This window comes from Streptomyces sp. SX-6, from assembly GCF_059089585.1.
Genome location: NZ_JBTHHU010000047.1, coordinates 24,356 through 42,730, shown reverse-complemented (window position 1 = coordinate 42,730; position 18,375 = coordinate 24,356). Strand labels below are relative to the sequence as shown.

The window sequence follows — 18,375 nt, the reverse complement described above, 5'->3', positions numbered from 1 at the left end:
TGTCCCGCCCCTTGTCGACCGTAACCGGACAGCAGCTGTCCGGTTGGCTGATGTCCGGGACCCTAGGCCAACCGGACAGATCTTGTCCACTTATTGCTAGGGTCGGTTCCATGAGTTCCACGAGTTCCACGAGTTCCACGAACGGAGATGCAGTCGACCAGCTCCTGGCCGACGCCTCGGGGCGACGACCCCGGGCGGATGCGCGGCGCAACGTCGAGCGCCTGGTCACGGCGGCCCGGGCCGCCGTGGCGGAGGTGGGCGTCGGGGCGGCGTCCGCGCATGAGATCGCACGGCGGGCCGGCGTGGGCGTGGGCACCTTCTACCGGCGCATCTCCTCGCGCGAGGCGCTGCTGGAGGCCGTGCTCAGGGAGGTGCTCGACGAGATCGCCGAGGCGGCCGATCGAGCCTTGGAGGATCCCGACCCCTGGGGCGGTTTCCGTGAATTCGCCGCCGCCTATGTGCGGTTGCGTACCGAAAGCTGCGGTATCAGCGAGGCGTTGGGAGGCCAGTGCGGCCTCGCCGTCGACCAGCCGGTGGCCGCGCTCCGGGAGCGCATCCGCAGACTGGTCGAACGGGCCCAGGCCGCCGGTGCCATGCGGGCCGACGTCGCATGGCAGGACATACCGTTCCTGCTCGCCGCCGTGGCGACGGTCGACCGCACCCTCAACTTGCAGGCGGACGACCGGCAATGGGAACGCAACCTGCGGATCGTCCTCGACGGGCTACGGGGTCAGACGGCATCCCACTGAGCGTCCGCGTACAGCCGCTCCAACACCCCCAGCAGCTCCGCCCCCTGCGGCAGCGGCGTCTCGTCGATGCGCGCGATCGGCGCGATGCCCAGGGAGTTGGAGACGAACGCGCCGTCGAAGCGCGTCACGTCGTCGAGCCGTACCGGCCGCTCCTGCCACGGCACTCCCGCCCGCTCCAACTCCCGCCGGAGCAGCAGCATCGTGATGCCGGGCAGGACGGGGGCCTCGGGCCAGACCACCGTGCCGCCTTCGACGAAGCCGACGTTGGTGATGGCGCCCTCGACCACCATGCCGTCGGCGTCCACGAGCAGCGCCTCGTCGAACCCCTCGGCCTGTACGCGCCGCAGGTAGTGGCTCTGCCCGAACACGCCCACGTGCTTGAGGTGCGCGAAGGGCCGCACGTAGCGGACGCTGCGCAGGGCCTGCGCGGTGTCCGGCTCAGGGACGGGGGGCCGTACGACGACCATCGGCACCGGGCGGTTGTCCGGCGCCGGTGCGTACACGTACACGCGCAGCGACGCGTCGCGGACGCCCGCGCCGTCCAGGGCCTGCCGTATGCGGTCGCGGACGAGCGCTCCGTCCATGCCCTCGTCTTCGCCGAACAACTCCCGCGTGGCCGCGTCCAGTCGAGCCAGGTGGAGGTCGAGACCGCGCACGCGGCCGTCCCTGATCTGCATGGCGGTCATATGGCCGTAACCGCCCATCATCGCCAGGAACATCGGGTCGGCGTCGACGGTGTGCCCGTCGACCTGGATGTGCGGCGAGGAAAGATCGTTCATGCGCGCCACTCTAGGAGGACGAGCCTCAGACCGACCGCAGTCCCATCGGGCCGCCGATCTCCGCTGCCATGACCTTCCCGGCCTCCTCGGCGAGTTGGTCCTCCGGCGTGACGGCGTCCGTGTCGAGGCCGTCCAGCTCGTCCAGCGGCTGGTCCAGGCGGACGTGCGCGACCAGCGACTGGAGCGCGCGCAGGGCGGCGGAGGCGGTGGGGCCCCAGTTCGTCAGGTAGGAGAACTGCCACCACCACAGGGCCTCGCTGACCCGGCCGTCGCGGTAGTGCGCCATGCCGTGCCGCAGGTCGGTGATGACGTCGGCGAGGTCGTCGGAGATCCGGCAGGCGACGGGCGCGCTGCGCGGCACGTACGGGTCGAAGACCTCGGAGTAGACGTCGACCGGGTCCAGCATCGTGGCGAACCGCTCGCGCAGCTCGTCGACGTCCGGCTCGGGGCCGACGTCCGGCTCGTACCGCTCGTCCGGCACGAAGTCCTCGTGTGCGCCCAGCCGACCGCCGGTCAGCAGGAGCTGGGAGACCTCCAGCAGCAGGAAGGGAACGGCGCTGTCGGGCTCGTCACCACGGGACACCTCGGCGACGGCGACGATGAAGCTCTCGATCGAGTCGGCGACCGAAACGGCGAAATCGTCCGGATCGCGCTTGGCGTCATGAAGCGTTGCGTCAGACATCGAGGAGTCGTCTCCCTTCGAAGGCACGCCCGAGCGTGACCTCGTCGGCGTATTCCAAGTCTCCGCCCACAGGCAGCCCACTGGCCAGCCTGGTTACTTTGAGTCCCATGTGCTTCACCATGCGCGCCAGGTAGGTGGCCGTGGCCTCGCCCTCGAGGTTCGGGTCCGTGGCCAGGATCAGCTCGGTGACCGAGCCGTCCGCGAGCCGGGCCAGCAGCTCGCGGATCCGCAGGTCGTCCGGACCGACGCCCTCGATGGGGCTGATCGCCCCGCCGAGCACGTGGTAGCGGCCCCGGAACTCCCGCGTCCGCTCGATCGCGACGACGTCCTTGGACTCCTCCACGACGCAGATCACCGCGGGGTCGCGGCGCGGGTCCTGGCAGACCCGGCACCGCTCCTCCTGCGCCACATTGCCGCAGAGGGCACAGAACCGGACCTTCGCCTTGACCTCGAGCAGCGCGTGCGCGAGCCGGCGGACGTCGGCCGGCTCCGACTGGAGGACGTGGAAGGCGATCCGCTGGGCGCTCTTGGGACCGACGCCGGGCAGCCTGCCCAGCTCGTCGATGAGGTCCTGGACCACGCCTTCATACACGGATCGGGTTCTCCTTCTGCGGTTGTCGGCTTGTTACGGGTTACGCCTGGTTACGTCAGAACGGCAGGCCGGGGATGCCGCTGCCGCCGCCACCCAGGCCCTGGGCCAGCGGGCCGAGCTTCTGCTGCTGGAGCTGCTGGGCGGTCGCGTTGGCGTCGCGCACGGCGGCCACGACGAGGTCCGCGAGGGTCTCGGTGTCCTCCGGGTCCACGGCCTTGGGGTCGATGACCAGGGCCTGGAGCTCACCGGCACCGGTGACCGTGGCCTTCACCAGGCCACCGCCCGCCGAGCCCTCGACCGGGGTGCGCGCCAGCTCCTCCTGGGCCGCGGCGAGTTCCTGCTGCATCTTCTGGGCCTGCTGCAGCAGCTGCTGCATGTTGGGCTGCCCACCACCGGAAATCACGGGTTCGCTCCTGTGCTGTCGGCGACAACGGGTCGGTCAGCCCGAGCCTACGTGGTCCCCGGGCAGTGCGCCCCATGCCGGTGAAAGAAGCGCAGAAGCGCTTGCGGGGGCGGGCAGGAGCGCAGGACTCCGCCCGCCGGCGCACTACTCGTTGGTGATCTCTTCGATGACCGTGGCGCCCAGCTCGCGGACGATCAGGTCGTGGCCGCTCAGGGCGGTGTCGACGAGATCCGGGTCGTCCTCGGCGGGCACGTCGTCCTCGGGGGCGACCGGCGGCGGGGGCGGAGGCTCGGGCTCGCGGTACGCGGGCGCGGGCTGCGGCGCGGGTGCCGCCTGGGCGGCGGGCGCCTGCTGCTGTGCTTGCGGGGCGGGTGCGGGCGGAGCGGCCTGCGGCACCGGCGGACGGTACGCCGGGGCGGCCGGGGCGGCGGCGAAGCCGCCCGGCGCGGGGGCACCGCCGCTGGTGTCGACGACCAGCTCGACCTTCCACTGCACGCCGAGTGCGTCGCTCAGCGCCTGGCGCAGGACGTCCTCGCTGCCGCTGTTGGCGAAGCTGTCGCGCGCACCGGGGTTGGAGAAGCCGACCTGGAGGGTGGTGCCGTCGAAGCCGGTGACCTGGGCGTTCTGGCTGAGCAGGATCCAGGTGAAGCGGCGCCGGTTCTTGACCGCGTCCAGGATCTGCGGCCACATCTGCCGCGCCTGAGTCGCGTCGCCGCCGCGGACCTGCGGTGTCGCCTGCGGCTGTGCTTGCGGGGCGGGGGCGGGCGCCTGCGCGGGGGTGGCGGCGGACGGCCACGCACCGGCCTGCGGCGCGGCGCCCTGACCGGGGGCGGCGGCGGAGGGCCACGCACCGGCGGGCGGCGCACCCTGGCCGGGGGCGGCGGCCGAAGGCCATGCGCCGGGCTGCGGGGCAGGAGCGGCACCCTGACCGGGGGCAGCCGCAGAGGGCCACGCACCGGGCGCGGCCGCGGGCGGCGAGGGCTGCGGCGCGGGAGCGGGCGGCGCGGCCGGAGGCTGCGCCGGAGCGGCGCCCTGGTCGGGGGCGGCCGCCGAAGGCCACGCGCCGGACGTGGCCGCGGGCTGGGCAGGCTGCGGCGCGGGAGCGGGCACGGCCGGAGCCGGTGAAGGCACTGGCGCCGGGGCCGGGGCCGGGGCCTGTGCACCGGTGACCGCCGCACGCGCGGCGGCCGGGCCGGAGAGACCGGGGGTCGCCGCAGGGGCATGCCCCTGCGGCCCCGGCACGTACCCCGCCGCCACGCCACCGCGCTCGAGCCTGTCGAGCCGGGCCCGCACGGAACGTTCGTCGTCGAAAGCCGCGGGCAGCAGCACCCGCGCACAGATCAGCTCGAGCTGCAGCCGCGGGGAGGTGGCCCCGCGCATCTCGGTCAGCCCCTCGTTGACCAGGTCGGCGGCACGGCTCAGCTCGCCGGCGCCGAACACGGACGCCTGGGCCTGCATGCGCTCCACGACATCGGCCGGGGCGTCGATCAGCCCCTTCTCCGCGGCATCCGGCACCGCGGCGAGGATCACGAGGTCGCGCAGCCGCTCCAGCAGGTCCGCGACGAACCGGCGGGGATCGTTGCCGCCCTCGATGACCCGGTCGACGACCTCGAACGCCGCGGCGCCGTCGCCCGAGGCAAAGGCCTCCACGACACCGTCGAGCAGCGAGCCCTCCGTGTACCCGAGGAGCGACGTGGCCATGGCATACGTCACACCCTTCTCGTCCGCACCGGCGAGGAGCTGGTCCATCACGGACATCGAGTCACGCACGGACCCGGCGCCCGCCCGCACGACCAGCGGCAGCACACCCTCCTCGACCGGGATCGCCTCGCGCTCGCACACCTCGCCCAGGTAGTCGCGCAGCGTGCCCGGCGGCACGAGCCGGAACGGATAGTGGTGCGTACGCGACCGGATCGTGCCGATGACCTTCTCCGGCTCGGTGGTCGCGAAGATGAACTTGAGGTGCTCCGGCGGCTCCTCGACCACCTTCAGCAGGGCGTTGAAGCCCGCCGAGGTGACCATGTGCGCCTCGTCGATGATGTAGATCTTGTACCGGCTGGCGGCGGGGCCGAAGAACGCCTTCTCTCTCAGCTCACGCGCATCGTCCACACCACCGTGCGACGCGGCGTCGATCTCGATCACATCGATCGACCCGCGCCCGTTGCGCGCGAGGTCCTGGCACGACTGGCACTCCCCGCACGGCGTCGGCGTCGGCCCCTGCTCGCAGTTCAGACAGCGCGCGAGGATGCGCGCACTGGTCGTCTTGCCGCAGCCGCGCGGCCCGCTGAACAGATAGGCGTGATTGACCCGGTTGTTCCGCAGCGCCTGCTGCAACGGGGTGGTGACATGCTCCTGCCCGATGACCTCGGCGAAGGACTCGGGGCGGTAGCGGCGGTAGAGCGCGAGGGACGACACACCTACGACGATATCGGGCCCCACTGACAAGTGGCCTCGCTCACAGAACCCCGCAGACTCGGAAGCCCCCACAACGCAAGGGCCCCTCACGCACCCGCCAGAGCCCACCTACCCTTGCTGCCTTCCGGCCCTGGGGGAGTTCGGTGAGATAGCGCCACGTGAGGGGCTTGCCTCCACAGTAGCGGATCGCACGGAGTGCTCAGCACCCTCCGTCCGAAGTGATCTAGGTCGCGCGGAACGGGTTCGCGAGCACTCCTTCGCGTCTTGTATTGTTTGCGGCGGAGGATTCGCCTAGTGGCCTAGGGCGCACGCTTGGAAAGCGTGTTGGGGGCAACCCCTCACGAGTTCGAATCTCGTATCCTCCGCCAGTGCCTCACCGGGCACGATGTCGAAGGGTCCCGCTGCTTGCAGCGGGGCCCTTCTTCGTTGTCCGTCTCAGTGTGGTGTTTCCATCCGGAGCGGGATCACCTCACAGGTTCGACAGGTGCGCCGAGGAACGCGGCGAGCGCGGCGTCCGCTGTGGCGAGTCCCAGGGGGCCGGCGCTCAGGGAGTCGTGGACGAACTCCACCGAAGCGTCCTTGATGCCGCAGAACTCGGATATTCCGACGCGGAGCTGGCGGTCGACCAGAGCGTCCCAGCCGAGCTCGGCGAACTGTTCGCGCGGGTAACTGGACAGCCCGAGCCAGAGCATCCGCTTGGTGCCCAGGCGGGGGCGGCTGCGGCCGTACGCGAAACCGTAGTTCCAGACCCGGTCGATCCAGCCCTTGAGGATGGCCGGGAGCCCGAACCACCAGACCGGGAAGACCACGATGATGGCGTCGGCAGCGTCGATCCGGTCCATGTGGGCCCGGACCTCGGGCGAGTACTCCTTGTCACGATCCGCCCAGTCCGGCTCGTCCTCGGGGCCGGTGCGGGGATCGAAACCCTCGGCGTACAGGTCGAGCAGGTCGACGGTGTACCCGCCGGCCGCCAGACGTTCGCGGGTGCGGTGGGCGATCTGCGCGGTGAGGGAGTCGCCGCGCGGGTGGGCGAGGACCAGCAAGGCGCTCTGTGCCACGGCCGTCAGCCGTCCAGCCGGACGAGCATCTTGCCGGTGTTGGCGCCGCGCATCACGCCGAGGAAGGCGGCCGGGGCCTGGTCGATGCCCTCGAAGACGGTCTCTTCGGTGCGCAACGTGCCGTCGGCGAGCCAGCCCGCAGCACGCCCGGTCCACTCCGGGAACAGGTCGAAGTGGTTGCTGACGAACATGCCCCGCAGGGTCAGCTCCTTGGAGACCGCCACGAACAGGTTGCCGGGGCCGGGGGCCGGTGCGGTGGCGTTGTAGCCGCTGATCGCGCCGACCAGCGCGATCCGGCCGCCGCTGCGCATCGCGCCGATCGCCGCCTGCAGGTGGTCGCCGCCGACGCTGTCGAGGTACACGTCGACGCCGTCCGGCGCGGCCTCGGCCAGTTGCTCGTCCAGCGAGCCCGCGCGGTAGTCGATGGCGGCGTCGTACCCGAAGTCCGTCACCAGCTTCTTCGCCTTCTCCGGACCACCGGCCGAGCCGATCACCCGGGACGCCCCGAGCTTGCGGGCCAGCTGACCCGCGACGCTGCCCACGGCGCCGGCCGCGGCGGAGACGAACACCACGTCGCCCTCGCGCACCGGGGCGGTCACGGTCAGCGCCGCGTAGGCGCTCAGACCGGTGGTGCCCAGCACACCCAGGTACGCCTGCGCCGGGGCGAGGCCGGTGTCGACGACGGTCGCGGCGGCGGCGTCCAGTACGGCGTACTCACGCCAGCCCAGCCAGTGGGAAACGGTCGCGCCGACCGGCACGGTGCCGGACCGCGAGGCGACCACTACGCCGACCGCACTGCCCTCCAGCGCGGCGCCGAGCCGGAACGGCGGGAGGTACGACGGCACGTCGTCCATCCGGCCGCGCATGTACGGGTCCACCGACATCCAGGTGTTGCGGACGACGATCTCGCCCTCGGCCGGCTCCGGCAGTTCGGTGCGGACCAGCTCGAAGGCGTCCGCGGTGGGCTCGCCGACCGGGCGCGCGGCGAGCCGGATCTCGCCGGAGACGATGGTGGTCAGGTCGGTCGGGTCGGTCGGGTTCGACATGGCGGGCTTCCTCTTTCGTTCGGTGGGGCCGTTCTCGTTCACGGGGATGACTCTGCCGAGGGCCGCGCACGATCGGCTGACGGTCCACGCACGGGCACGCACGATGGCCGTCTCCGGGCGGCACTAACGTGACGTCATGCGTTTCGAAGTGCTGGGTCCGCTGCAGGTTCGTACCGACGAGGGGGCCTTGGTCACCGTCCGCGAGCCGAAGGTCCGCGCCCTGCTGGCCGATCTGCTGGCGCACCACGGGCAGCCGGTCCCGACGGACCGCCTGGTCGACGACCTGTGGGGCGAGGCGGTCCCCAAAAACGCGGCCAACACGCTTCAGACCAAGGTCTCGCAGCTGCGCCGGACGCTGGAGCTGGCCGAGCCCGGGGGCCGGGGGCTGGTCGTCCACCGGCCGGCCGGCTACCTGCTGCAGGTGCCGGATGACGCGGTGGACTCCGGCCGGTTCGCCGCGCTGACGGCGCAGGCACGCCGGACCGAGGACCCGCGCGGCCGGGTGCCGTTGCTGTCGGACGCCCTGGCGCTTTGGCGTGGGCCGGCCTTCACCGAGTTCCGCGACGACGCCTTCGCCCGGGCGGCCGGCACCAGGCTGGACGAACAGCGGCTGACCGCGTTGGAGGAACTGGCCGGGATACGTCTGGAACTCGGCGAACACCACTCGCTCGCCGACGAGTTGGGCGACCTCGTACGGCAGCACCCGCTGCGCGACCGGCTGCGGGCCGTGCACATGCGGTCGCTCTACCGCTCCGGCCGACAGGCGGAGGCGCTGGACAGCTACCGCGAGTTGACGGAGCATCTGGCCGAGGAACTGGGGCTCGACCCCGGCCCCGAGCTGGTCGCCCTTCACCGGGCGATACTTCGGCAGGACCCGGCGCTGGCGCCCGCCCCGGCACCCTCGGCCCCGCCCCCGGCCGCCGCCACCGCTCCGCCCCGCACCAGCCTCCCGGCCACGTCGACCGAGCTGGTCGGGCGGCGCCAGGACGTCGCCCGGGTCCGCGCCCTGCTCGAATCGGGCCGGCTGGTCACCCTCACCGGGCCGGGCGGCGTCGGCAAGACCCGGCTCGCCCTGGAAGCCGCCGCGTCGGCGGCCGACGCCTTCCCCGACGGGGTCCGGCTGGTCGAACTCGCCGCCGAGCCCGCCGAGACCGCCGAGACCGGCGGTACCGGCGACGGCACCGGCGGGGTGACCTCGGCGGTGGCCACCGCGCTGGGCATCCGCGATCACGCCGCCGACGGCCTGCCCGCCGCGCGGGCGGCGGACCGGCTCGCCCACGCGCTCGGCCCACGGCGCCTGCTGCTCGTCCTGGACAACTGCGAGCACCTGATCCAGCCGGTCGCCGCACTGGCCGGGCAACTGCTGCGCCACGCACCCGGCCTGCGCATCCTGGCCACCAGCCGGGAGCCACTGGCGATCTCCGGCGAGACACTGCACGCGGTCGAGCCGCTGCGCGAGTCCGACGCCGTGCGGCTCTTCGCCGCGCGGGCAGCAGCGGCCTCTCCGGGATTCGCCCTCGGCCCCGCCAACGCCGACGCCGTGGCACTCGTCTGCGAACGCCTCGACGGGATCCCGCTGGCACTGGAGCTCGCCGCCGCCCGGGTACGGGCCCTGGGCGTCCACGAGCTCGCCGAGCGCCTGAGCGACCGCTTCCGCCTGCTGAACGCGGGGCGCCGGGACGCGCCCGCCCGGCAGCGGACCCTGCGCGCGGTGATCGACTGGAGCTGGGGGCTGCTGACCGGCCCCGAACGCGCCGTTCTGCGCCGGCTGGCCGTCTTCGCCGGCGGATGCACCCTGGACGCCGCCGAGGAGGTCTGCGCCGGACCGGACGTACCCGCCGACGCTGTCCTCGACGTGGTCACCCGCCTGGTGGACCGCTCGCTGGTCACCGTGCTGGACGGCGAGGACGGCCCCCGGTACCGGATGCTGGAGTCGGTGGCCGCCTACAGCCTCGAACGGCTCGACGAAGCAGGCGAGTTGCGGCCGACCCGTCGGCGCCACCGGGCCCACTACACCGAACTGGCCGAACGGGCGGAGCCATGGCTGTACGGCCCCGACCAGCGCCGGTGGCTGCGGCGGCTCGACAGCGACAGCGCCAACCTGCGCTGCGCACTCGCCGACGCCGCAGCCGATGGCGATGTCGACCTGGCGGTGCGCCAGGTCAACGCGCTGGCCTGGTACTGGTTCCTGCGTGGCCGCCTCGGCGAGGCCCGGCGCTCGTTCGACCTGGCGCTGGGCTCCGGCCACCTCGGCGACGACGGGCCGGCCTCCGGCCGGGGCTCCGATTCCGCCCGGAGCAGCGCGCTGGCGAGGCAGGCCGCGTTCGCGCTGCTGGCGGGCGACGGCACACAACCGGAGCAGCCGGTCGACGACGCCGACGCCAGGGCCCGGTGGTTCCTGGCCCTCGCCCGTTGCGGCTTCGGCGGCTCGCCCGAGAATGACCGAACCGCCGGCCTGCTGGTCGAGTTCCGCGCCCGCGACGACCGCTGGGGCATGGCCGCGACGCAGAGCACCCGCGCCACCCAGGCCATGTACCGGGGCGACCTCGCCGACCTCAGGCGGCACGCCGTCGACAGTGCGGCCCGCTTCGCCGAGCTCGGCGACCGGTGGGGCCAACTGCAGGCCGCCGAACAGCTGGGTGTGCTGGCCGAGATCGCCGGTGACTACGACGAGGCCGTTCGCCTGCATCGCGACGGCGTGCGCATCGCGGAGGAACTCCAGCTCTGGACGGATGTCTCGTTCCGGCTGTCCAGGCTGGGCAGGATCGCGCTGCTCACCGGCGCGTACACGTCCGCCGCCGAGCTCCACGAGCGGGCCCGGCGACTGGCCGCCGAGCAATCCCACAGACCTGCCGAACAGTTCGCCGCGACCGGGCTCGCCCTCGGGGCCCGCAGGCAGGGCGACCTCGACGCCGCCGAAGCGCATCTGCGTCCTTGGCTGGACTGGAACCGCAGGCTGGGAGTGGATTCCGGAACGGCCCTGATCCTCTCGGAGCTCGGCTTCGTCGCCGAGCAGCACGGCGATGCCCTCCAGGCGCAGGCGCTGCACCTAGAGGGTCTGACCGCGGCACGCAGAACAGGCGACCCCCGGGCGGTCGCGCTCGCGCTCGAAGGGCTGGCCGGCGCGCAGGCGCTCGCGAGGCGGCCCGGCCACGCCGCCCGGCTGCTCGGCACAGCCGCCGCCGTCCGGGAGTCGGTCGGCGCACCGCTTCCCCGGGCCGAACGCGGCGACGTCGACCGCGTCACCGCGCGCGCGACCGGGGCCCTGGGCGAGGACGCCTTCGCCACCGCTTTTCAGCAGGGCCGCGACCTGGAACCCGACGACCATCTGCGGCACTTGCCCCCACTTCCCGCGGGTGACCCGGGCGCCGGGACGACACACCGACCTGATCACCGGCCCATTCCTGTCACATCCGCGTGCGCCGATCCGTCAGTGCTGTGAAGACGCCGACCAGGCCGAAGCGAAAGAGAGCAGCCATGACGAAGACATCCATCTCCCGGATGCCCAACCCGGCCGAGTTCGTGCCCGAGTTGAACGACATCAGCGCCGCACTCTTCCGGGCCACGGGCAACCACTCGGTGCCGCGCACCACGATCAATCTCGTCCACCTGCGCGCCGGGCAGATCGCCGGCAACACCTACCTGACGGTCCTGAACACCGGCTTCCTGCGCAAGGCCGGGGAGTCCGAGGAGCGCATCACCGCCGTCTCCTCCTGGCAGGACGCCCCGTACTTCACCGACACCGAGCGCGCCGCCCTCGCCCTGGCGGAGGCCACCCTCCAGCCCGCCCCGCACGGCAAGGAGCGCGTCTCCGACGAGCTGTACGCCGAGGCGGCGAAGCACTACGACGAGAAGGCGCTGGCCACCCTGACCATCGCGATCGGCCAGATCAACTTCTTCATCGCCATAGCCGTCATCGGCAAGCCGCAGCCGGTCAGCTCCCTCACGGACGAGCAGTGGGACTGACCTGTCCGCCGACGCGGGGCCAGGTGTGGTGGTGCCGGTCGATCACGTAGTGGTGACCGTGGCGCCAGCCGTCGCCGGAGGGGCGGGCACCGGCGAGGTGGGGGTGGCCGGGCGGCAGGTCGGCGTGGACGTGGTCGAGCCGGGCGGGGTCGCCGGCGGGCCAGATCGCGGTGGCCGTGGCGGTGGCGGCAAGGGCGATGACGGCCAGGACCACGGCGGTGATCGGCATCCCGGCACCGGCGGCGAGCCACCCCGCGAGGGGATAGGTCAGCAGCCAGCAGCTGTGGGAGAGCGAGAACTGGGCGGCGAAGGCGGCTGGCAGGTCCGCGTCGGCGGCGGAGCGGCGGATCACCCGCCCGCCGGGGGTGAGGACCGCCGAGCAGGCGGCGCCGATCGCGGCCCAGGCCGCGAGAAGCGCGGCCCACGACCAGGCGCCCGGTGCGATGGCGGTGAGCACGGCGACGGCGGCCAGCATCGCCGGCAGGGCGTAGGCGGCGGTGAGCATCACGGCGCGGTCGCCGACCCGCCGCAGCAGGCGGGGCAGCAGCAGGGCGGTGAGCATGGATCCCGCACCGTAGGCGCCCAGGGCGAGGGAGACGGCACCGGCAGGCTGGCGGAAGTGCTCGCGGACCACGACGACGGTGTTGACGAAGACGATGGCACCGGCGGCGGCGACCGCGAGGTCCAGGGCGAGCAGGGACCGCAGGCGGGGAGTGGCCCAGAACAGACGGGTGCCGAAGGTGGCCTTGGCGTAGACGCCGCCGGTCCGCTCGGCGGGAGCGGGCTTGGGCAGAACCACGGAGACGACCAGAGCGGCGGAGGCGAGGAAGCCGGCCGTGGTGCCGGCGAACAGCCAGTTGTAAGAGACCAGCGTCAGCAGACCGGCGGCCAGCGCGGGGCTGAACAGGCTCTCCAGGTCGTAGGCGATCCGGGACATCGACAGCGCCTGGGTGTAGTCGCGTTCGGCGGGCAGCACCTCGGGGATGGTGGCCTGGAAGGTCGGGGTGAACGCGGCCGACGCCGCCTGCAGCAGGAAGATCAGGACGTAGATCTGCCAGACCTGGGTGACGAACGGCAGGGCGAGCGCGACACCGGCCCGGGTGAGGTCCGTCCCCACCATCAGGGCCCTGCGCGGTATTCGGTCGGCGACGGCACCGACGAACGGGGCGATGCCGACATAGGCGGCCATCTTGATCGCCAGCGCGGTGCCCAGAACCGCGGAAGCGTTGTTACCGGCGAGGTCGTACGCCAGCAGGCTCAGCGCCACTGTGGCCAGCCCGGTGCCCACCAGGGCGACGACCTGGGCGGTGAACAGGTGACGGTAGGTGCGGTTGCGCAGTACGGACAGCATGGGCCCCGTCCCGGATCGATCGGCGGCTTGGCTCTACCCCTCCACCATAAACAACAAGTGCATACGTATGCACATATTGATTCGGGAACGGTCCGGCAGCAGCACGCGGTGCCTGTGATCAGTCGTGGGGCGGCAGGGCGCCGATCTGGTGGTCGGCGACGCTCAACGCCTCGTCCACGAGACGGCGCAGATGGCCATGGCGCAGGAAGTAGACGATGCGACGGCCCTCCTTGCGCGTACCGACCAGACCGGCCAGACGCAGCTTGGCCAGGTGCTGGCTCACGGAGGGCCGGGCGGCACCGCACGCCTCGGTGAGGGTGGTCACGTCCGCCTCGCCCTGCCCGAGCCGCTGCATCAGGGCCAGGCGAGTGCGGTCCGCGAGCAGAGCCAGGACCGAAGCGGCGATATCCAGCCGCTCCCCCTCGTCCCGCTCTTGCACATCATGCGTATCTGCCAGGTGCGGGCTTACGGTCATAGCGCCCATCGTAGGACGACAGGTGCACGCGTGCGTTCCCTCGCACTCAGTCCTGCGCGCTCAGTCCTGCGCGCTCAGTCCTGGGTCGTCGGCTGCTTCGGCAGAAGGAAGACGACAACGCCCGCGATGACAGCGATGACGAACACCCCGAAGGACGCGACGGCAAAGGCGTGGCCGGCGGCGGCAACCCTGCCGGCTGCCTCCGGATGGAACGAGCCGAAGAAGACCGCTCCGACAACGGCGACGCCCAGCGCTCCGCCGCACTGCTGGGCCGTGGACAGGACCCCTGACGCGACACCGGCCGACTCCGGCCTGACGCGGCTCAGCACCGTGTTGAGCGCCTGCGTGATGACCAGCCCGCCACCGACGCTCTGCAGGATGAGGGTGGGGATCACGAGCAGCGGAGTGATCCGCGGGCCGGACACCAGCAGGAGGCCGGTCGCCAGATAGCCGCTCGCCAGCAGGACCGCCCCGGCCTCGAGGACACGTCGTCCGTATTTCGGGATGATCCGGCTCGCCACCAGGCTGAACACGAAGAACGCCGTGGCCGCCGGCGCCTGGACCAGGCCCGCGCCGAGCGCCGACATGCCGAGGCCTTGCTGCATCGTCACCGACAAGGCCAGGTAGTACGAGTAGATCAGCGCGTACAGGGCGAGGACGAGCACGATCCCGAGCGAGAACGAGCGCTGCCTGAACAGCGTCAGCGGTACCAGCGGCTCCCCGCCCCGCCGCTCCAGGCCTCGCTCGATCGCGACGAACAGGCCGAACGCGGCCGCGCTGCCCGCGAAGCAGGCCCAGACCCACCACGGCCAGCCGGCGTCCTGCCCCTGGATCAGCGGGAGCACCAGGAGGAAGAGGGCCGCGCTGAGCACCAGGACGCCGGGCATGTCCAGCTTGCGGGTGGCGGCTGGGCCTGCCTTCGGCACGTAGCGCACGGCGAGCAGGAACAGGGCGACTCCGATCGGAATGTTCACCCAGAACACCAGGCGCCAGCCGGAGTCGAACAAGCCAGCACCGATCAGCAGTCCGCCGATGACCTGTCCGCCGATGGTGGCCATACCCATGACGATGCCGAGCACGCCGTACACGCTGTGCCGCCTCGCCGCCGGTACCAACACCGTGACGTACGCGAACACTTGGGGAACCATCAAGGCGGCACCCAGGCCCTGGACGACACGCGCGGCGATGAGGCTGCCCGCGTTCGGCGACAGCGCGCAGGCGACCGACGACAGCGTGAACAGGGCTGTTCCGAGAAGGAAGATCCGCTTGCGGCCGTACAGGTCGGCCAGGCGGGTAGCGGTGATGATGAAGACCGCGTAACTCAGCTGGTAACCCGCCAGAACCCACTGGACGTCGCCGGCGGACGCGTGCAGGTCCGCCACGATCGAGGGGCCGGCGACCACGACGATGAAGGAGTCGAGGACCGCCATGAACAGGGCGGCCAGGACCACCGACATCGTCATCCACGGAATGGCGTCAGCTTTCGCGGCCGCTACCGGCGATCGGCTGACGTCAGTCAACGGTGAGCACCAACTTCCCCGTGGTCCTCCCGATTTCACCGAGCTCGTGGGCCTTGGCGGCGTCGGCCAGCGGGAAGACGGCGTCGACGTGCGCCGCCAGCTTGCCGGTCTCGACCAGCTCCGTGATGGCCAGCAGCGCCCGCCGGTCGGGCTCGACCATCATGAAGCCCGAGCGGACGGAACGCGCGGCCGCGGCCGAGGCGAGCTCCTCGGTCTCCTGGCTCGGGAGGGTGATCAACGTGCCGCCGTTCCGCAGCACCGACAGCGAGCGCTCCTGGTAGTCCCCGGCGATCGGGTCGATCACCACATCCACGTCGGAGACCACCGAGGCGAAGTCGACCGCCGTGTAGTCGATCACCTCGTCCGCGCCCAGCCCCCGCACGAACTCGTGCTTGCCCGCGCTGGCCGTGCCGATGACGTACGCGCCGTACGCCTTGGCGATCTGCACCGCCAGGTGCCCCACGCCACCTGCCGCGGCGTGCACCAGGACCCGCTGCCCCTCCCGCAGGGCCGCCATGTCCACCAGGGCCTGCCAGGCCGTGAGCGCGGCGAGCGGCAGGGCCGCCGCCCGCACATGGTCGAGTCCGGCCGGCTTGGGGGCGAAGTGGCGTGCCGGAGCGGCCACATACTGCGCGTAGCCGCCGACCATCCGCGGGAAGCCCGGCATGCCGTACACCTCGTCACCCGGCCGGAAGAGCGTCACGCCGAGGCCGACGGCCTCCACCACGCCCGAGACGTCCCACCCCACGATGCCGTCGCCGGGGACGAGCAGGACACTGCCCGACCGGGTCTTCCAGTCCACCGGGTTGACGCCGGCCGCGTGCACCCGGACCAGGATCTCCCCCGGAACGGGTACCGGCCGCTCCCGTTCCACGACCTTCAGGACCTCCGGCCCGCCCGGCTCCTCGAAGGCCACGGCCGTCATCTTCTCCGTCTTGTCCGTCTTATCCGTCATCCGGATCCACTCCCCGTCTCGATCACCGCATCTCGTTTGCGGTCGATCAACAGCCTGGCTCCGCCCGGCAACCGAAACGAGTGGCCAGATTGCCAACAAGTGAGAGAATCTGGCCATGCAGCAGGCCAAGCACCGCGTCGTCGTCCTCGCCCTCCCCGGCGTCGTCCCCTTCGAGCTCGGCATCCCCGGCAAGGCCTTCGGGCTCGCCCGCAGCCCGGACGGCGGCCGGCTCTACGAGGTGCTCACCTGCACCCCGGACGGCCGGCCGGTGCGCACCAGCGAGGACTTCTCGATCGCCGTCGAGCACGACGCGAGCGTGATCGCCACCGCAGACACCCTGATCGTGGCGGCCATCGACGACCCGATCAGCGGCAGCGACCCGCTCCCCGAGCCGGTCGCCGCCGCTCTGGACCGGCTCCGGCCCGGTGCCCGCCTGGTGTCGATCTGCACGGCGTCCTTCGTCCTCGCCGCCGCCGGGCTGCTCGACGGCCGGCCCGCCACCACGCACTGGGGACACACCGAGCGCTTCCGCGAGCTGTACCCGCGGACCCCGCTCGATCCCGACGTGCTCTACGTGGACGACGACGACGTACTCACCTCGGCCGGCGCCGCCGCCGGGATGGACCTCTGCCTGTACCTGATCCGCCGCGACCACGGGAGCGAGATCGCCAACCAGGTCGCCCGAGTGTGCGTCGTCCCGCCATGGCGCGACGGCGGACAGGCCCAGTACATCGCCCGGCCCGTCCCCGAGGTGACCGGCAGCGACACCGCCGGGGCCCGCGAGTGGGCCCTCCGGCAGCTCCATCAGCCCATCAAACTCGCCCAGTTGGCCGACCGGGCGGGCATGAGCGTGCGCACCTTCAGCCGTCGCTTCCTCGCCGAGACCGGCCAGACCCCCGGCCAGTGGCTCACCGTCCAGCGGCTCCAACTCGCCCGCAGGCTGCTGGAGTCCAGCGATCTGCCGGTGGACCGGGTCGCCGAGCAGGCCGGGTTCGGCAGCGCCTCCTCGCTGCGCCAGCACCTGGCCGCCGCGATCGGCGTCTCACCCGCCGCGTACCGCCGTACCTTCCAGGGCCGGGGCCACGATCCGGCCGGCCGTCAGCCGGTCGACGCCGCCAACTGACCCTGACTCCCCGGCTGTTGGATCAACCACCATGCTTCTGGCCGGCGACGCGGGAAACCCACTCCGACGCCTCCCGGAACCAGAGCTCGGAATTCCGGTGGAGGTTGATTGCGTGACCGGCGTGAGGCAGCACGAACGTTTTCAGCTCGGCGGCACTGCCATAAAACCCTTTTTCGAAATTCTGCACGTTCGCGGAGCTGTCGCACTTGAGTTGCCCGCCGCACAGGAGTTCGTCGTTCTCCCCCACAGCCAAGAGGACCGGGACCTTGACTCCCCGGGTGGTTTCCGGACTGCTCTGGACGGCTGCGATATCACGGCCTTCCGCCGACGTCTCGGTCGACTTTGTGGACTCGTCCGCCTTCTGGGTCTCAGGGGCGGCATCCGCCTTGTTGTAGAACAGGTCGCTGCGAGCTCCCGGCTGTGTCGTCAGGTAATCCTGAGGGGGGTTGAAGTGCGAGGTCACGGGATCCTGCGCGGCCGGATAGAGGCTCTTGCCGAAATCCCCGATCCGGGGCCCGATGGCGTGCAGGAACTCGGAGGCGATGACCCCGTCGACGTCCTCCTCCCGGTCCGCCTCCGCCATGGCCACACTCGACCCGAACGAGTGCCCGACGCTGATGACGTGCGAGTAGGCTCTGCCGCCGACCTTCCCGGCCCGAACGGACTTGACCACCTCGTGGAGCGCGTCCACGTTGGTCTTCAGCCCCACGCTTTCGGCAGAGGGATGTCCGCTGCTTCCCGTCCCGATTCGGTCGAGTGCCAATGTGGCGTATCCACTCGCAGTCGCCTCCTCCACGTAGGACGACTTTCCCGGAGCCGAGCGCAGGGTCCAATAATTTCGATCGTAAGTGACTCCGCTGAGGAGAATCTGCAGTGTGCGCGCTCCACCCTTGGGAGTGCAGAGAGTTCCTCCAATTGTCTGGGCACCCATGTCGGGCAGCGTCACAGAAATGCCCACATCGCCGCATGAGGCGGCTTCGCGCTTGTTCTCGGCAAACGCCAGGCCGCCGCCGCTCGATCCAACGACCAGAAGAGCGGCCGAGGCAACGACAGCACCCTTCATCGTCACGCGCCACTTCTGGAGCGGATTGTCCGCAGGTGAGGAGAATATGGTCACCGTAGATCCTTCCTAGGATTTGGCAGCTGAGGCCGGATCCGCACACCACCGGCCTTCCGCGCCCCCGCCATGCCCACTACCGGGCATGCTGAGCCAGCTCCGGGTGTTTGCGCAGTTCAGTGGCTGTTTCTGCCGCTCGGACGA

The 18,375-nt window shown here is 71.6% G+C and carries 16 protein-coding genes, 1 tRNA gene and 1 other RNA gene; 5 read left to right on the top strand and 13 right to left on the bottom strand.

What is annotated here, in order from left to right:
* Positions 1–110: 110 nt before the first annotated feature.
* A complete protein-coding gene (locus ACV530_RS34030; RefSeq protein WP_494336567.1) occupies positions 111–749 on the top strand; it encodes a TetR/AcrR family transcriptional regulator in 639 nt (212 codons plus the stop codon).
* Here the strand turns inward: ACV530_RS34030 and ACV530_RS34025 are convergent.
* The 6 genes from ACV530_RS34025 to ffs all read right to left on the bottom strand — a co-directional run bounded on the left by ACV530_RS34025 (position 731) and on the right by ffs (position 5,790).
* Positions 731–1,528 (bottom strand): aminotransferase class IV, encoded by a 798-nt coding sequence (locus ACV530_RS34025; protein WP_494336566.1) that lies wholly within the window; start codon positions 1,526–1,528, stop codon positions 731–733. The genes ACV530_RS34030 and ACV530_RS34025 overlap by 19 nt on opposite strands.
* Positions 1,529–1,553: 25 nt before the next feature.
* Entirely contained in the window at positions 1,554–2,210 is a 657-nt protein-coding gene (locus ACV530_RS34020) for a DUF5063 domain-containing protein (protein ID WP_494336565.1), read from the bottom strand.
* Positions 2,203–2,802 (bottom strand): recombination mediator RecR, encoded by a 600-nt coding sequence (gene recR, locus ACV530_RS34015; protein WP_494336564.1) that lies wholly within the window; start codon positions 2,800–2,802, stop codon positions 2,203–2,205. The genes ACV530_RS34020 and recR overlap by 8 nt, the downstream gene beginning before the upstream one ends.
* A 55-nt stretch (positions 2,803–2,857) precedes the next feature.
* The gene (locus ACV530_RS34010; RefSeq protein WP_494336563.1) at positions 2,858–3,205 is read right to left on the bottom strand and encodes a YbaB/EbfC family nucleoid-associated protein; all 348 of its coding nucleotides are present in this window, start codon (positions 3,203–3,205) and stop codon (positions 2,858–2,860) included.
* A 144-nt stretch (positions 3,206–3,349) separates the two neighbouring features.
* Positions 3,350–5,620, bottom strand: a complete 2,271-nt coding sequence (locus tag ACV530_RS34005) for a DNA polymerase III subunit gamma and tau (protein WP_494336562.1) — start codon at positions 5,618–5,620, stop codon at positions 3,350–3,352.
* A gap of 75 nt (positions 5,621–5,695) precedes the next feature.
* An RNA gene (gene ffs, locus ACV530_RS34000) (signal recognition particle sRNA small type) lies at positions 5,696–5,790 on the bottom strand.
* Between the two features lie 110 nt (positions 5,791–5,900).
* On the opposite strand from ffs, the gene ACV530_RS33995 reads away from it, so the two are divergent.
* Positions 5,901–5,988: transfer RNA gene (locus ACV530_RS33995), tRNA-Ser, on the top strand.
* Positions 5,989–6,084: 96 nt separating this feature from the next.
* Here ACV530_RS33995 and ACV530_RS33990 read toward each other — a convergent pair.
* Positions 6,085–6,678: an NAD(P)H oxidoreductase gene (locus ACV530_RS33990; protein WP_494336561.1), complete on the bottom strand. Its 594-nt coding sequence runs from the start codon at positions 6,676–6,678 to the stop codon at positions 6,085–6,087.
* Between the two features lie 5 nt (positions 6,679–6,683).
* Positions 6,684–7,724, bottom strand: coding sequence for an NADP-dependent oxidoreductase (locus tag ACV530_RS33985; protein WP_494336560.1), 1,041 nt, complete (start codon positions 7,722–7,724; stop codon positions 6,684–6,686).
* Between the two features lie 136 nt (positions 7,725–7,860).
* Between ACV530_RS33985 and ACV530_RS33980 the strand changes: the two genes are divergently transcribed.
* On the top strand, positions 7,861–11,166 hold the full coding sequence (locus tag ACV530_RS33980) for an AfsR/SARP family transcriptional regulator (RefSeq protein ID WP_494336559.1): 3,306 nt from the start codon (positions 7,861–7,863) through the stop codon (positions 11,164–11,166).
* Positions 11,167–11,201: 35 nt separating this feature from the next.
* Positions 11,202–11,690 (top strand): carboxymuconolactone decarboxylase family protein, encoded by a 489-nt coding sequence (locus tag ACV530_RS33975; protein ID WP_494336558.1) that lies wholly within the window; start codon positions 11,202–11,204, stop codon positions 11,688–11,690.
* Here the strand turns inward: ACV530_RS33975 and ACV530_RS33970 are convergent.
* The 4 genes from ACV530_RS33970 to ACV530_RS33955 all read right to left on the bottom strand — a co-directional run bounded on the left by ACV530_RS33970 (position 11,668) and on the right by ACV530_RS33955 (position 15,991).
* Positions 11,668–13,041, bottom strand: coding sequence for an MFS transporter (locus ACV530_RS33970; RefSeq protein ID WP_494336557.1), 1,374 nt, complete (start codon positions 13,039–13,041; stop codon positions 11,668–11,670). The two genes, ACV530_RS33975 and ACV530_RS33970, sit on opposite strands and share 23 nt — an antisense overlap.
* Before the next feature lie 118 nt (positions 13,042–13,159).
* Positions 13,160–13,516 carry an ArsR/SmtB family transcription factor gene (locus ACV530_RS33965; RefSeq protein WP_494336556.1) on the bottom strand — a complete coding sequence of 119 codons (357 nt, stop codon included), beginning with the start codon at positions 13,514–13,516 and terminating at the stop codon, positions 13,160–13,162.
* A gap of 74 nt (positions 13,517–13,590) precedes the next feature.
* Positions 13,591–14,979 carry an MFS transporter gene (locus ACV530_RS33960; protein WP_494336555.1) on the bottom strand — a complete coding sequence of 463 codons (1,389 nt, stop codon included), beginning with the start codon at positions 14,977–14,979 and terminating at the stop codon, positions 13,591–13,593.
* A gap of 49 nt (positions 14,980–15,028) precedes the next feature.
* Entirely contained in the window at positions 15,029–15,991 is a 963-nt protein-coding gene (locus ACV530_RS33955; RefSeq protein WP_494336554.1) for an NADP-dependent oxidoreductase, read from the bottom strand.
* Positions 15,992–16,106: 115 nt separating this feature from the next.
* Between ACV530_RS33955 and ACV530_RS33950 the strand changes: the two genes are divergently transcribed.
* Positions 16,107–17,114 carry a GlxA family transcriptional regulator gene (locus ACV530_RS33950; protein WP_494336553.1) on the top strand — a complete coding sequence of 336 codons (1,008 nt, stop codon included), beginning with the start codon at positions 16,107–16,109 and terminating at the stop codon, positions 17,112–17,114.
* Positions 17,115–17,136: 22 nt separating this feature from the next.
* On the opposite strand, the gene ACV530_RS33945 is transcribed toward ACV530_RS33950, so the two are convergent.
* Positions 17,137–18,231 carry an alpha/beta hydrolase gene (locus tag ACV530_RS33945; protein ID WP_494336552.1) on the bottom strand — a complete coding sequence of 365 codons (1,095 nt, stop codon included), beginning with the start codon at positions 18,229–18,231 and terminating at the stop codon, positions 17,137–17,139.
* Positions 18,232–18,375 lie beyond the last annotated feature (144 nt).